At 30.9% G+C, this 14,311-nt stretch carries 13 protein-coding genes, 1 pseudogene and 1 riboswitch; of the genes and pseudogenes, 9 read left to right on the top strand and 5 right to left on the bottom strand.

Annotation, left to right across the window (positions count from 1 at the left end; translation table 11 throughout):
* The first annotated feature begins 105 nt into the window (after nucleotides 1–105).
* Together L988_RS04960 and L988_RS04955 are read left to right on the top strand one after the other, a co-directional pair.
* Entirely contained in the window at nucleotides 106–1,587 is a 1,482-nt protein-coding gene (locus tag L988_RS04960) for a bifunctional UDP-sugar hydrolase/5'-nucleotidase (protein WP_047382173.1), read from the top strand.
* 55 nt (nucleotides 1,588–1,642) lie between these two features.
* Nucleotides 1,643–1,740: riboswitch (purine riboswitch) on the top strand.
* 63 nt (nucleotides 1,741–1,803) lie between these two features.
* Nucleotides 1,804–2,589 carry a 5'-methylthioadenosine/S-adenosylhomocysteine nucleosidase gene (locus L988_RS04955; RefSeq protein ID WP_047382171.1) on the top strand — a complete coding sequence of 262 codons (786 nt, stop codon included), beginning with the start codon at nucleotides 1,804–1,806 and terminating at the stop codon, nucleotides 2,587–2,589.
* 20 nt (nucleotides 2,590–2,609) lie between these two features.
* On the opposite strand, the pseudogene L988_RS14115 reads toward L988_RS04955, so the two are convergent.
* Nucleotides 2,610–2,690 (bottom strand): annotated as a pseudogene (locus L988_RS14115) (hypothetical protein); the annotation flags it as partial.
* 44 nt (nucleotides 2,691–2,734) lie between these two features.
* A complete protein-coding gene (locus tag L988_RS04950) occupies nucleotides 2,735–3,166 on the bottom strand; it encodes a hypothetical protein (RefSeq protein WP_047382169.1) in 432 nt (143 codons plus the stop codon).
* A 68-nt stretch (nucleotides 3,167–3,234) separates the two neighbouring features.
* Here L988_RS04950 and L988_RS14110 point away from each other — a divergent pair, with 68 nt between their 5' ends.
* Nucleotides 3,235–3,363 (top strand): lipocalin family protein, encoded by a 129-nt coding sequence (locus tag L988_RS14110; protein WP_081990293.1) that lies wholly within the window; start codon nucleotides 3,235–3,237, stop codon nucleotides 3,361–3,363.
* Nucleotides 3,364–3,506: 143 nt separating this feature from the next.
* On the opposite strand, the gene L988_RS04945 is transcribed toward L988_RS14110, so the two are convergent.
* Genes L988_RS04945 through L988_RS04935 form a run of 3 tightly spaced genes read right to left on the bottom strand, consistent with a single transcriptional unit; the run spans nucleotide 3,507 to nucleotide 6,554 of the window.
* Complete coding sequence (locus tag L988_RS04945) at nucleotides 3,507–5,045, bottom strand: tripartite tricarboxylate transporter permease (RefSeq protein ID WP_047382168.1); 1,539 nt, start codon at nucleotides 5,043–5,045, stop codon at nucleotides 3,507–3,509.
* Entirely contained in the window at nucleotides 5,046–5,501 is a 456-nt protein-coding gene (locus L988_RS04940) for a tripartite tricarboxylate transporter TctB family protein (protein ID WP_047382166.1), read from the bottom strand.
* A 36-nt stretch (nucleotides 5,502–5,537) separates the two neighbouring features.
* The gene (locus L988_RS04935) at nucleotides 5,538–6,554 is read right to left on the bottom strand and encodes a tripartite tricarboxylate transporter substrate-binding protein (RefSeq protein WP_047382164.1); all 1,017 of its coding nucleotides are present in this window, start codon (nucleotides 6,552–6,554) and stop codon (nucleotides 5,538–5,540) included.
* Nucleotides 6,555–6,836: 282 nt separating this feature from the next.
* Here L988_RS04935 and L988_RS04930 point away from each other — a divergent pair, with 282 nt between their 5' ends.
* The 6 genes from L988_RS04930 to L988_RS04905 are packed head-to-tail and all read left to right on the top strand — an operon-like array spanning nucleotide 6,837 to nucleotide 14,300.
* Complete coding sequence (locus L988_RS04930; RefSeq protein WP_047382161.1) at nucleotides 6,837–7,514, top strand: transaldolase family protein; 678 nt, start codon at nucleotides 6,837–6,839, stop codon at nucleotides 7,512–7,514.
* A gap of 33 nt (nucleotides 7,515–7,547) precedes the next feature.
* Nucleotides 7,548–8,402 (top strand): NAD(P)-dependent oxidoreductase, encoded by an 855-nt coding sequence (locus tag L988_RS04925; protein WP_047382159.1) that lies wholly within the window; start codon nucleotides 7,548–7,550, stop codon nucleotides 8,400–8,402.
* Nucleotides 8,403–8,412: 10 nt separating this feature from the next.
* Nucleotides 8,413–9,750, top strand: a complete 1,338-nt coding sequence (locus L988_RS04920) for a fucose isomerase (protein WP_047382157.1) — start codon at nucleotides 8,413–8,415, stop codon at nucleotides 9,748–9,750.
* A gap of 19 nt (nucleotides 9,751–9,769) precedes the next feature.
* On the top strand, nucleotides 9,770–10,441 hold the full coding sequence (locus L988_RS04915) for a DUF4867 family protein (RefSeq protein ID WP_047382155.1): 672 nt from the start codon (nucleotides 9,770–9,772) through the stop codon (nucleotides 10,439–10,441).
* 48 nt (nucleotides 10,442–10,489) lie between these two features.
* Nucleotides 10,490–12,259, top strand: coding sequence for a solute:sodium symporter family transporter (locus L988_RS04910; protein ID WP_081990292.1), 1,770 nt, complete (start codon nucleotides 10,490–10,492; stop codon nucleotides 12,257–12,259).
* A gap of 34 nt (nucleotides 12,260–12,293) precedes the next feature.
* On the top strand, nucleotides 12,294–14,300 hold the full coding sequence (locus tag L988_RS04905) for an alpha-glucosidase (RefSeq protein ID WP_047382153.1): 2,007 nt from the start codon (nucleotides 12,294–12,296) through the stop codon (nucleotides 14,298–14,300).
* The last annotated feature ends 11 nt before the right edge of the window (nucleotides 14,301–14,311 follow it).

Genomic DNA, 14,311 nt, shown 5'->3' with positions numbered 1-14,311 from the left:
TTTGTATAAATATTGTTAATGAAATTGACAGCGAGTTTTTTTGAATATATAATGTTTTGAACATTATTTGTTCTTCTAGAAAAAAAGGTTTTGGAGGGAGATATTTTGAAAAAAATTATAAGTGGGTTTTTATTACTTTCATCGATAGTGTTGGCTCAAGAAAAGGCAACATTGCTATATTTTAATGATTCACATGTAATCTATCCAGTGGTGGATAAACATGGTGAAAGAGGGGGAGTAGCAAGGGCTAAAACTGTGATAGATAAAGCTCGTAAAGAGAATAAAAATACCTTAGTTCTTCAAGGAGGAGATTTAGGAGGGGGAGTTTTATTTGGAGCTATTTATCATGGCTTTCCTATGATTGAAGCTTTCAATAAGATTCCGATAGATATCTCTAACTTTGGACAACATGAATTTGATTTTGGAGTAACAGAAGCTAGAAATTTAGTAGATAAATCAAACTTTGAATGGATTTCAAGCAATTTAAAAGAGAGTTCAGGAGAAGCATTCAATAAATCAAAAGAGTATATTGTAAAACAATTTGGAGATTTAAAAATAGGTTTTCTAGGAACTACAGATGGAATGAGTACAACAATCCAGACAACTGAAATTCATCAAGCTGATATATTTAAGAGTATTGAAGAGAATTTAGGGAAGTTAAAAAAAGAAAAAGTAGATTTTATAGTTTTACTAACTCAATCTGAGCCAGAATTAAATATTGAAATTTTAGAAAAATTCCCAGAGATTAACTCAATTTTAGCTGAAGAAAAATCTGAGAAGTACAGCTATGTAACTTATGTAGGAGAAAAACCAATTGTGTCTCCTCAAGGAAACATGGGATCTATTGTAAAAATTGAAATTATAAAAGAGAATGATGGTAAGATATCACAGAACCTATCATTTATTCCTTTGAATAACTCTGTAGAATCAGATAAAGAGTTGTTAAAATTGGAGAATTATTATAAAGATAAATTGGAAAAAGATTTAGGGGTTGTGATTGCTGAGGCTAAGATTAAGTTGGATTCAGGTTTCGGAGAGAATCATCATGCTAGATATGAAGAGAGTAATGTTGGAAATCTAATTGCAGATGCGTATAGAAATCATTTCAAAACTGAGATAGGATTTATGAATGGTGGAGGACTGAGAGCCAATATAGATGCAGGTGAATTCAAATTAAAGGATGCAATATCTTTACTTCCATTTTCAAATAAAGTTGGTGCTTTTGAATATACTGGGAAAACAATAGTAGAGGCTATAGAACACGGTGTAAGCAGTGTAGAGAAGAAAGCAGGAAGATTTTTACAGGTATCTGGACTAAAATATGAATATAAACCAGACAATAAAGTAGGAGAAAGAGTTCTTTCTGTCACAATAGATGATAAACCAATCCAGTTGGATAAAGTTTATACAGTAGCACTACCTCTATATATAAAAAATGGTGGAGATGGATTTGAGATGTTGAAAAATCCAGTTGGAACAGTGGATATAGCTTCAGAAAAAGTTATTGATTCGGATATATTCATAGATTATGTAAAAGAGATAAAAGAGCTAAATCCGAAACTCGAAAATAGAATTGTGGTTAAATAAAATACAATTTCGAAAAAAGATTGTTATTTTTTTCTGTTGCAAAATAAATATATTCCTGATATGATTTTATATAGCTCATATATACCTCAGATACGGTGAGGAGTCTCTACAATCAACCTTAAATTGATTACTATGACTTATTAAAATAATTTTTAATAACATTATTAGTTTGTAGAGTTTTGGGTATACTTTAACTATAAGAGAGGACACAAAACTATGAAAAAAATTATTACAGGCTTTTTAGTATTATCTTCAGTGGCATTTTCAAAGGAAACAATTCTAGTTCAAGGTGCTATGGATATGGAGGTAAATTACTTAATAAAAAGCTTACAAAATCCAATAAAGAATCATATTGGAGGTTGGACATTCTGGCAAGGAAATGTTGGAGAACATGATGTTATTGTTTCTAGAACAGAAGTTGGATTGGTTAATGCGGCAGCAGCAACAGCGATAGGTATTGAAAGATATAATCCTACAATTATTATAAATCAAGGAACATCTGGAGGGCATGATTCATCTCTTCACACAGGAGATATTGTTCTTGGAACAGAAGTTGTAAATATTGGTGCTATTAGAACAGAAAGAAAAGAAGAAGGCGTTTCTGAAAATATGAGAGATGGAATATTCTTTGATGTTGTTCAAAGGCTTAGAGATAAAGAGGATAAGTTGACGACATATGAAACATTCAAAAGTGATTTATCTTTAATAAAGATTGCTAAAAATATAAAATACACTAATGGAAAAATAGCTGAGGGAGTTATTGGTTCGGCTGATCAATGGAATAGAGAGATTGAAAGAATAAAGTATCTGAATACTACGTTCAAAACGATGACTGAAGAGATGGAATCAGTTGCCGTTGCTCAAACTGCAAAAGCTTACAATATTCCATTTTTAGCTGTTAGAGTTCTTTCAAATACAGAAATTCATGATGAAGAGTTTAATCCTAAAACAGCTCTTTGGTGTCAAGAGTTTACCTTAGATATTATTAAAAATATAAAATAACAAAAAATAGAGGGCAATAATCATAAGCCCTCTATTTTTTTTAAATATGTTTTCAAAATTTTCCAGGATAGTTCTAATGTGAATTCAAATCTTTGTATAGCTCCATCTTTTTGCTATAGAAATACCACCTTATTTTTTTAGTTTATTATTTTGATAGATATTTATAGATTCCTCTTATCCAGTTATCAAAATACATATGCTCATAAGACATAACATCGTACATTTTAGGTGAGATTGTTTGGAAGTACTCTTTAAAAAGATCTAAATCTAGAGCTTCCATTCTTGTTTCTCTTTTAATTTTTAAGAACATTTTTCTGATATCATTTGGCGAATAACCAGTATTCTTTTTTCCAAGATTGATAACCTCACCATTTTTTTTAAGTTTATTTTTTTGACAAAGTAAGAAAGCAGCTTGTTTAACAGCAAATACTCTATCAGTTAAAGCTAACCTTATCACAATCTCTTTTAAAGCAGTATATTTCTCATCATTTAAATCATATTCTTTTATTTTATTAATAGCTTCTAATCTAACTTTATAAGAAAGTTCATTTTTTAAATCTTTTATAATTGCTTGCATTTTATCTCCTTTTTTCACTTAAAGTTTCATATTATATTATAGCATAAAATATATTTTAATATACAACTATATATTGTGTTTTTTCAATAGAAAAGTATTTAGGAAAATGGTATGAAATAAAACGGTTTGATGATAGTTTCGAAAAAGACTTAAAAGCAGTAACAGCGGAGTATAGGAAAGAAAAAAATTCTGTATAACTATATGAAAGCATGATTCAAAAAGCTAAAGAGTTGGGATTTGATACAGAGAAATTGATAGATGGGCAATAGATGGAATAAAAAAATAAAAAGACTTAAGTTCAAAAATTGAAAGAACTTAAGTCTTTTATAATACTTATTACCTAATTTGTTTCAAGGGTTAAAGTGTCCAAAGTTTGATTTTCTAATTCAATTTCCATTTTTGCAATCTTTTTATTTATTTTCACAAAAGATATTGTAAGAATCGCGGCTAAAATCAAGATAGCTAAGGATAAAGGTTTTTTCAAAAAAATTAGAACATCATTGTTGTATATAGTCATACTATTTACAAAATTTCGCTCTATTATTGGTGCAAGAATCATTCCCAACATTAATGGGATTGTTGAGATATCTAATATTACTAAAATATATGTAAATAATAAAGTTAAAATAACTAAGATAACTTCATAACTAGATCCATTAGCTGCAAAAGCTCCCGCAAAACAGAAAACTAAAATAATAGGTCCTAAGAAACTATATTTTACTTGTACAATTTTTGCAATAGATTTAGTAAATAAATTTCCAACTAAATAAAGTAATATGTTGGCAAAAATTACTCCGAATATAATCATGTATACAGTACTAGCTTGTTTTGTAAACATAGTTGGTCCAGGAACAATTCCATGAAGAATAAATGCCCCTAAAAGAAGAGCAGTAACTCCATCTCCCGGTATACCTAGTGTTAAAAGAGGAATTAATGCGGTACCAACAATTGCATTATTGCTTGCCTCAGCTGCTGCAATTCCTTCCAAACTTCCTTTTCCAAACTCTTGAGGATTTTTTGAAGTTCTTTTAACTTCATTATAGCAAAGAAATTGAGATACACCTCCACCGACACCAGGCATAACTCCTAAAATAGATGAAATCCAAGTTGATTTCCATATCGCAGGTAATAAACTAATTCTCTCTTTATTTGTGATTCCGTCTTTGTCAATTTTAGAAATTTCAGCAATTTTTCCTTTTGTATTAATATAATCTTTAGATTTTTCCATTATTTGGATTAATGCAATCATAGCTATCATAGCAGGCATGATAGATAAACCACCATAAAGAAGCATACTGTCAAATGTGAATCTAGAAACTCCGGTAACACTATCAAGACCGATTTGAGATATGAAAATACCTATTAAACCAGAGATTATTCCTTTAAGAACATTGTCTCCACTTACTCCTGCAATCAAAGATAGACCAAGAATAGCTAATGCAAAATATTCGGTTGATGTAAAAAATGAAACGAATCTAGCAACTGGTTGTGAAGTAAAAAGTAATAAAAATGCAGCAATTAATCCGCCTATAACTGAAGCATATAGTGAAACATCAAGAGCTTTTTTAGCCTTTCCTTTTTTAGATAAAGGATGTCCATCTAAACAAGTAGCAATTGCAGAATTAGTTCCAGGAGTATTAAGTAAAATAGCACTTATAGATCCACCATACATTCCGCCAACATAAACAGAAAGAAGTGCAACAATTGCTGTTCCTCCAGATTGAAATGAATACGTTAGAGGCAAAAGTAAAATAATTCCTAAAGTAACAGTTAAACCAGGAATACAACCAACAATCATTCCTAAAATTAATGAAGCCAAGATTATAAAAATATTTCCAAAACTTAAAACTTCGAATAATCCACTTAGTATTGCTTCCATTTACATCCCTCCAAATATAGGTAATGAAATATTAAAAATTTTGATAAAAAGAAAATAAATTCCAACACTAAGTATAAGGTCAATAATATAGACATGAATTTTTCGCTCACCTAAAGAGAAAATCATGATAGGTAAAGCAATAAAAATAGCTATTAAAAAACCAAATTTAATCATTAAAATTCCAAATAGACTAATTATAAGTAAACTGATAATTCCAGCTTTTTCTTTTTTTAAATCATAATAAAAAAGCTTTTCTTTCTTGAAAATTAGACTTTGAAATATTAAACTTATTGAACTAATAAAAATACCAATTAAAACCATATAAGGAATTAGTCTAGGACTAGGGCCACCATTATCAAAAGCAGGAAGCTGTATTTGTGATGGAATTATAAAAATCAAAAATAAGCTAAGTATTGCAAAAAATATGCCTGCGAATAAATTTGTACGAATATTCATTTAAGACCTCCATTTTTATGAAATTTTGGAAAAATTTTACTTTCCAGATAGAAGTTTATATGCGTTTTCGGCTTTGTTATTTGCTTCATCTAATAAAAGTTGAGCATCATTACCATATACTTCAAATTTATTTAATCCAATTTCTTGAATCCAGTTAGTGTATTCTTCTGTAGCCCAAACAGCTTTACTAATTTCAATAACTTTATTTGTCCATTCGGGATCAGCACCATTTCTAGATGCTATAAAACCACCAGCTAATAAGATAGATGAAGAGTAGTCTTTATTAGGATCTAAACCATTTGCCATATTTTCTACAACACCAGGAACAAAAATTTCACCATTAGGTCCTTTAAATCCAGAGTATCCTTTTTCCGAAATAGCTAAAATAGGAACAATTGTACCAACTTCTACATCACTCATTCCGGCTTGAGTAGTTCCTACGAAGACATCAACTTCACCAGATGTAAGACCCTGCTTTTGAGCTGCGCCACCATCATAACCAACAACAGTTACCTTACCATTTTCTAAAGCTAAAAGAGAGCCAAGGGCTAAGTGTGGATCTGATAGAGGATTACCACCAGACATTTTTAATGTTCCTTCTTTTGCTTTTCTTAAAAGATCTTCAACTTCAAAGTTAGGTTTTGCATAAACAATCCATGTTCTATCATCTATTGTAGCTAAAGGAAGAATTTTATTTAAATCGTAAGGAACTTGCTCAGTTCCATATTTTTTTCCTAGAGTGTGTCTATAAGCATTACCATACCCTAGAATAAAAAGTTCTTTAGATTTAGGATTTATATTTTGATAATATGCAGATGCAACGAATCCATCTCCGCCAGTTTTGTTTTCTGCCACAAATTCATATTCAGGGAAATTTTCAGTAGCAATTTTACCGTATTTTCTCGCGATGGCATCTGCAGTTCCTCCGGCTCCATATGGAACGATAATTTTAACAGTTTCTTTTTTTTTGGAATTTCCTCCATTACATGCAACAAATCCTAAAATCATTGTAGACGATAGAGCGATTTTTAATAAAAGCATACTTTTTTTCATTTGTTTCCTCCATAAATTAATTTTTAAATAATTAATCAATAAAATTAAATAATTATTTGAAAAGATTTTAATATTTATATACTACATCGATTGGCATAAAGTCAAATTTTTTTTATTTAAAATTATACATAAAAATTTAAAAACGAATTATATGTTCTATAAAAGATTTATTTTTTTTAAAAAAAAGTTGACATCCTAAAAAAAAAGGAGTATAACAGTAACATAAGAAAATTAATTAATTTTTTTAACTAATTAAAACAAAAATAAATCGGAGGTTGTAAAATGAAATATTTTTTAGACAGTGCAAAATTAAATGAGATTGAGTATGCTTATGAGAATTATGGAATTGATGGTGTTACAACAAATCCTAGACATATAATGTTAAGTGGGAAACCATTTTTAAAAGTAATTGAAGACTTAGCAGCATGGGTAAAAGAAAAAGATATCGTAGGATATGAAAAATTCCCAATCTCTGTTGAGATAAATCCGAATTTAGCTACATGGGAAGAGATGGTAGAAGAGGGACAAAAGATAGCAGCTTACTCACCTAACTTTATTATCAAAATACCTTGTATTGAGCAAGGATTAATCGCTGCAAGAAAATTAGAAGAAAAAGGAGTTAGAACAAACGTTACTTTAGTATTCTCACCTTCACAGGCTATACCAGTTGCAAAATTAGGAGCAAAATTCGTATCACCGTTTGTTGGATGGAAAGAAAACTCGGGAGAAGATACAGCACAATACATCCAGGATATAGTTGATATCTACTCTATCCATGAGTTTGAAACAGAAATTATAGTTGCAGCATTAAGAAATGGAAAGCAAATTGCTGATGCAGCAAAAGCTGGAGCAGATATAGTGACTTGTGGTTTAGACGTTTACAAAGCTAGTTTTGAGCATCCATTTACAGAGTATGGATTAGGAGTATTCAGAAAAGCTTGGGATGAAACTGCAAAATAAGAAAATCAGCTTATAAAACGGAGGGAGTAGAAAATGAGAATAGGATTTATTGGATTAGGATTAATGGGTGAACCTATGAGTTCAAATATTATAAAAAAATTAGAGAATGAAGTTTTAGTATTTGATATAGATCCAGAAAAAGTAAAAAGAATGGAATCAATTGGAGCAATCGGAGCAAAATCGATTAAAGAGATTGGAGAAAAAGCTGACGTTGTTATATCAATGGTTCCAAAAAGTGAGCATGTTCAAAGTGTTTATAACGAACTTTTAGAAGTAGCTAAAGAAAATCAAATATTTATAGATATGAGTACAATAGATCCTGGAGTTTCTGCTCAACTAGCAAAATCTGTAAAACTAAAAGGAGCATCTATGTTAGATGCTCCTGTAGTAAAGTCAGTTCCTGCTGCAGTCGCTGGAGTTTTAGGAATATATGTAGGCGGAGATGAAGAGACATATAAATCAGTTAAGTTTATTTTAGACTGTATGGGTAATAATATAATTCACTTAGGGGATAATGGAAGTGGATTAGTTATGAAACTTTGTCACAATACATTAGTTTCTCAAATTCAAAACGGAGTAAATGAGATGATAACTCTTTCTCAAAAAAGTGGAATTCCAACAGAAGACTTTATAAAAGCAATATCTTATGGTGGAGGACAAAACTTCTACTTAGATGGAAAAGGAAAAGCAATTATGGATAATAATTTTGCGACAGCTTTCTCTGTTGAAAATATGCATAAAGATGTACATTTAACAGGAAAATTATCAAATGAGTTAGGGTTAAATCTTCCAGGAGTAAAAAATGTGCAATCGGTATATGATGAAGCTATAAATAGAGGATATGGAAAGGAAGACTTCTGTGCAACTATTAAAGTTGTAAGAGATTAGGGGGGAGAAAATGGCATTTAAAGTTGTGTACGTACCTATTGGGGTACCTACTTTCCATTTGGAAAGTGCTCAAGATCAATTTCAAAAATCAGTTAAAATGATAGAAGGGATAACAAATAGTGGAGTTTATCCAGATGCACCGCTATTAACAATAGATGATTTGAAAAAATATTTACATGGATTAAAAGCAGATTTAATAATATTACAAAATACAACATTTGCCAACTCGGCTTATGCAAGCGAAGTTTTAAAAAGATTTGATTGTCCTATTTTATTATGGACTCTGAGAGAACCCGTTATAGATGGAGGAAGATTAAGACTAAACTCTTTAACAGGAGCTTACTCTGCAGGAAATCTGTTCCATCATTTAGGAAGAGAGAAGTTTGGATATGTTTTCGGTAGTCCAGAAGAAGAAGAGGTTATTTCAACGACTAAAGCATATATTGAAGCTGCAAAATTAAAAAAATCTTTAAAAAATTTAAATATGGCAAGTATAGGTCATACACCACAAGGTTTTGGTTTTGGTAGAGCTTTAGATGCAGAGTTATTAAAAAACTTTGGAATTAACCTTTTATCTGTCGAAGCTAGAGAATTGATGTCAAAAGCTAGAGAGTTAAAAGATGAAGATTTAGTAGAAGTGTTAGAAGAAGCAAAACAAAAAATGGTTGGCTTGATGGATCTTCCAGAAAATAACGTTAATGATTTCGCAAGAATTTATAAAGCGTACAAAGATTTTATTGAAACAAATAATGTAAAGGCTATCGCTTCAAGATGTTGGCCTGATTTCTTTATAGAATTTAAAACTCCAGTTTGTGGAGCATTAGGATTATTAAATGATAATTTAATAGCAGCAGCTTGTGAATCAGATTTAATGGGAGCACTTTCAATGTATATGGGTGTGGAATTAACTAAAAAAGCTGTATTCTTCGGAGATCCAGTTTCTCTTGATGAAACTAAAAATACAGTTACATTCTGGCACTGTGGAATGGCAGCTTGTTCTTTAGCAAATAAAACTAAGGGAGCGGAAACAGGAGTGCATCCAAACAGAAAAATCGGTCCAACTATGGAGTTCGGATGCAAAGGAGCGGATGAAGTAACTATATTTAGAGTTGGAAGAAAACCAAATGGAGAGTTTAGATTCTTTATAGCTTCAGGAGAAGCTTTAGATGAGCCTAAACAATTCTTAGGAGCTTCTGTTGTAGTTAAAACCGATTCAAAAGCTCTTGATTTAGTAAAAAATAGTGTGAAAGATGGTTGGGAACCACATTTTGTAGTAGTATATGGAAATATTGCAAAAGAGCTAGAGGTTTTAGCAGAGCTTTTAAATTTAGAAGTTTGTAAATATTAAAGAAAAATTGGAGGGTATAATGCTTAATAAATTAAATCAATTAAATAATTTAGAAATATTATCTTGTTCTAGTGAGGAATTTAAAGAATATGGTAAAATAATATTAGGATATGATTTTAATGAGTTAGTGCAATATGCTGAAAAGAATACGAATATTCCTCCAAGTGGTAATATATATGTTGGTTCTGTAGAAGAGATGGAGGGGTTCGCCCCTCTATTTTCATCTTTAAGAAACAATTTTTATGGTGGAATGGATACTCAAATCGGATATTGTAATGGAAATAATTCATTTTTAAATGGGCTTGAATATCATAAATCAAGTGAACTAAATATTGCAGTGACTGATTTAGTTCTTTTACTTGCAAAGACAACAGAGATTTTAGATAATAAAATAGATAGCTCATTTGTAAAAGCATTCTTTTTGCCAAAGGGAATGGCAGTAGAACTTTATGGAACAACAATGCACTTTGCTCCTTGTAAAGTTACTAACGAAGGATTTAAATGCATTGTTATTCTACCAAAAGAAACAAATACAGAGATATCTCTAGAGGGTAAAGAGATATTAACAAATGAAGATAACTATCTATTTAAAAGAAATAAATGGCTACTTGTTCATGGGGATAAACAAGATTTAATAGCTAAAGGGGCTTATGAAGGAATTTCGGGGGAAAATCTAGAAATTAAGTTTTAATGGATGTGTTAAAAATAAAAAATTGAATAGATTTAAAGGAGGACTCAAATGGGTTTAACGATATTATCTTTTTTATTCTTCACGGTTTTGGTTGCGGTGATCTCTTGGTGGAAAACAAAAAGTGAGAAGTTAGATACTGCAGATGGATACTTTTTAGCGGGAAGAGGGTTATCAGGAATGGTAATAGCAGGGTCTATGCTTCTAACTAATATTTCAGCAGAGCAAATGGTAGGTTTGAGTGGACAGGCATATTCAAGAGGAATTAGTGGGATGGGATGGGAAACAACTGCAGCTATCGCAACAATTGCTCTTGCGATGTTTTTTTTACCTAATTATTTAAAAAGAGGATTTACGACAATGCCTCAATTTTTAGAGGAAAGATATGATTCAGGAACAAGAAAACTTGTATCTGTTTTATTGCTTGTTGGATACGTGTTAATATCTACACCTGCAGCTTTATATGCTGGAGCGGTTGCCTTTAATCAGGTGTTTAATTTAACTGATTTATTAGGAGTAACTTATGTTCAATCTATTTGGATTTTAGTATGGGTTATAGGTATAATTGGAAGTATTTATGCAATATTTGGTGGATTGAAGGCTGTAGCTGTATCAGATACTATTAATGGAATAGGACTTATTATTGGTGGTTTAGCAGTTCCTTTCTTTGGATTATTACATTTAGGTGAAGGGAAGGTTTTAGCTGGACTAAACCAAGTGATTAGTACACATACTGAAAAATTAAATGCAGTTGGTTCTACAACAGATCCAGTTCCATTTGGAACTCTGTTCACAGGAATGATTTTTGCGAATTTATTCTATTGGTGTACAAACCAAGTTCTTATTCAAAGAACTTTGGGAGCTGCAAATTTAAAAGAAGGACAAAAAGGTGTTTTAATGTCTGGATTTATGAAGGTATTAATCCCCTTAATTGTTAGTTTCCCAGGTGTTATTGCATTCCATATATTTAAAGGAGAACTACAAATGGGAGATGCAGCTTATCCAGCATTAGTTTCACTTGTTTTACCAAAATATTTAACAGGATTCTATTGTGCAGTGATATTCGGAGCAGTTTTGAGTACATATAACTCTCTATTAAATAGTGCAGCTACATTATTCTGTTTTGATATTTATAAACCAGTTTTAAATCCAAATGTAAGTGATGAAAAGTTAATAAAAGTAGCTAAAATAGTTGCTACATTCTTAGCACTTTTCAGTATGTTTGTAGCACCGCTTACAATGTATGCAGAAGGTGGATTATTTGAAGTTATGAGAAGATTTACAGGATTCTTTAATATCCCAACTATAGCAATTGTACTAGTAGGGTTCTTCTCTAAGAAAGTTACAGCTTTATCAGCAAAAGTTGCTGTAATAAGTCATATCTTACTATATACATTATTAATATTCGTTCTTAAAGTTAAAATCAACTATATTCATATAATGGGTATCTTATTTATTGTAAACACTTTAACTATGTTTACAATATCTTGGTTGAAGCCAGGTAAAGTTTATGAGGCTAAAAATTTAAAACCAGCTGTTGATATGAAACCTTGGAAAAGATTCCCAGAAGTTGCAACTTTACTTTTAGGATTGATGGTATTTGCATATATATTCTTATCACCGATAGGAGTTGTTTCAGCTGAGAAAGTAACTGGTGATATCGTAGGACCAAACTTTAAGTATGCTTTATTAGCTTTATTTTTAGGAATGGGAGTTGTTTATTCAATGTTTAAAAAAGCTATATCTTCTATTGAAGAAAAAGCAATAACAGAAGAAGAAGAGTTTTTACAAGCGGAAGAATTACAAGTTAGTTTTGAATAATTTTACTTAAATTATCTTAAACACGGAGGGAAAAATGTTATTAAAAGTTAATGGTAATGAATTTGGAATTTCAATAAATGGAATAGAGGTTATAAAACATTCGACAGAGAATCCATTTGTATTTTTAGGTAAAGGTGAAGCTGAATATGATATGTATAGAGGTAACTTCAAGATAACAGATTACTTAGAAGAAAGAGTTGCATTGAAAAAATTTGAAGTTATAAAAAATGAAAAAGATGTATTTGAGATAAATTTATTTGATCACGAAGAGTTAAAATTAACTCTTTTTGGAAAAAAAGAGGATGGAAGAGCTAAAATTTATTTCACATCAAAAAATGAAATAGATAATAGAATTTGGATTAGAGTTTTAGCTGAAGAGGATGAAAAAGTTTATGGTTGTGGAGAGCAATTGAGTTACTTTAATTTAAGAGGAAAAAATTTCCCTCTTTGGACATCAGAACCAGGTGTTGGAAGAAATAAAAATACTTATACAACTTGGCAAGCGGATGTTAAAGATAAAGCGGGAGGAGATTACTATAATACAAATTATCCTCAACCAACTTATGTTTCTACAAGAAAATATTACTGTCATTTAGAAAGTACAGCATATTTAGATTTTGATTTCAGAAATAAAAAATTCCATGAGTTACAATGTTGGAATATTCCAGAGTTTATTTTATTTGAAACGGGAGAAACATATCTAGATATTCAACAAAAATTAACTGGGTATTTTGGAAGACAACCTAAGTTACCTGAATGGGTTTATAATGGTTTGATGTTAGGTCTTCAAGGAGGAACAGAAGTTGTTTTAGATAAAGTTAATAAAGCTTTAGATGCGGGAATTAAAGTTTCGAGTGTTTGGTGTCAAGATTGGCAAGGAAAAAGAATAACATCATTTGGAAAAAGATTAAACTGGAACTGGAAATGGTCTCCAGAAGAGTATCCTAATTTAGATGTTGAGATAAAAAAACTGAAAGAAAGAGGAATTAAATTCTTAGGATATATTAATCCATATGTTATCGAAGGGTTTGATCTTTATGAAGAAGCAAAAGCAGAAGGATATTTAGCTACAAAGCTAGATGGAAGTGACTATACTGTAGATTTTGGAGAATTCTATTGTGGAGTTGTTGACTTTACAAATCCAGCAGCGTGTGAATGGTATAAAAATGTTATAAAAACAAATCTTATTGATTTTGGTTTAGATGGATGGATGGCAGATTTCGGAGAGTATTTACCAACAGATTGTAAACTAAGCAATGGATTAAGTGCAGAAGTTATGCATAATGCTTGGCCAGCTATGTGGGCAAAAATAAATTATGAAGCTGTAAAAGAAGCTGGAAAATTAGAGGAAATAGTTTACTTTATGAGAGCAGGATTTACAGGAACTCAAAAGTACTGTACTTTAATCTGGGCAGGAGATCAAAGTGTTGATTTCTCTCTTGATGATGGATTGGCTTCAGTTATACCAGCAGCACTTTCTGTAGGAATGACAGGAAACGGATTGTCTCATAGTGATATTGGAGGATACACTTCATTACATGGAAACAAAAGAAATAGAGAGTTATTATTAAGATGGACAGAGATGGCTGCATTCACTCCTGTAATGAGAACTCATGAGGGGAATAGACCAGATGATAACTATCAACATGATGGTGATATTGGTGCCATGAAATTTTTTGCAAGAATGACAGATATATATACATCTTTAAAACCATATCTTAAAACTTTAGTTGAAGAAAATGCTAACTTTGGAATTCCAGTACAAAGACCAATATTCTTCCATTATGAAAAGGATTTAAGAAGTTATGATATAAAATATCAATATCTTTTAGGTGAAGATCTTTTAGTTGCTCCAGTTCATCAAGAGCATATCGAAAGATGGAATGTTTATCTTCCAGAAGATAAATGGATTCATCTTTGGACAGGAGAAGAATACAAGGGAGGAGATATAGAAATATCTGCAAGACTTGGTTATCCACCTGTATTCTATAGAAAAGGTAGTAAATGGGAATCTCTGTTTAAAGAGATTGGAGCTAAATAAATTTATAAACT

Origin of the sequence: Cetobacterium sp. ZWU0022 (assembly GCF_000800875.1) — a bacterium.
GTDB lineage: Bacteria > Fusobacteriota > Fusobacteriia > Fusobacteriales > Fusobacteriaceae > Cetobacterium_A.
The sequence above is the reverse complement of the archived record's forward strand: the minus strand, read 5'-3'. Positions and strand labels throughout refer to the sequence as shown.

Excerpts from the sequence above, each read along its gene's own strand:
- L988_RS04955 (WP_047382171.1), top strand. The coding sequence starts at position 1,804 with ATGAAAAAAATTATTACAGGCTTTTTAGTATTATCTTCAGTGGCATTT.
- L988_RS04950 (WP_047382169.1), bottom strand. The coding sequence starts at position 3,166 with ATGCAAGCAATTATAAAAGATTTAAAAAATGAACTTTCTTATAAAGTT.
- L988_RS04945 (WP_047382168.1), bottom strand. The coding sequence starts at position 5,045 with ATGGAAGCAATACTAAGTGGATTATTCGAAGTTTTAAGTTTTGGAAAT.
- L988_RS04940 (WP_047382166.1), bottom strand. The coding sequence starts at position 5,501 with ATGAATATTCGTACAAATTTATTCGCAGGCATATTTTTTGCAATACTT.
- L988_RS04935 (WP_047382164.1), bottom strand. The coding sequence starts at position 6,554 with ATGAAAAAAAGTATGCTTTTATTAAAAATCGCTCTATCGTCTACAATG.
- L988_RS04930 (WP_047382161.1), top strand. The coding sequence starts at position 6,837 with ATGAAATATTTTTTAGACAGTGCAAAATTAAATGAGATTGAGTATGCT.
- L988_RS04925 (WP_047382159.1), top strand. The coding sequence starts at position 7,548 with ATGAGAATAGGATTTATTGGATTAGGATTAATGGGTGAACCTATGAGT.
- L988_RS04920 (WP_047382157.1), top strand. The coding sequence starts at position 8,413 with ATGGCATTTAAAGTTGTGTACGTACCTATTGGGGTACCTACTTTCCAT.
- L988_RS04915 (WP_047382155.1), top strand. The coding sequence starts at position 9,770 with ATGCTTAATAAATTAAATCAATTAAATAATTTAGAAATATTATCTTGT.
- L988_RS04910 (WP_081990292.1), top strand. The coding sequence starts at position 10,490 with ATGGGTTTAACGATATTATCTTTTTTATTCTTCACGGTTTTGGTTGCG.
- L988_RS04905 (WP_047382153.1), top strand. The coding sequence starts at position 12,294 with ATGTTATTAAAAGTTAATGGTAATGAATTTGGAATTTCAATAAATGGA.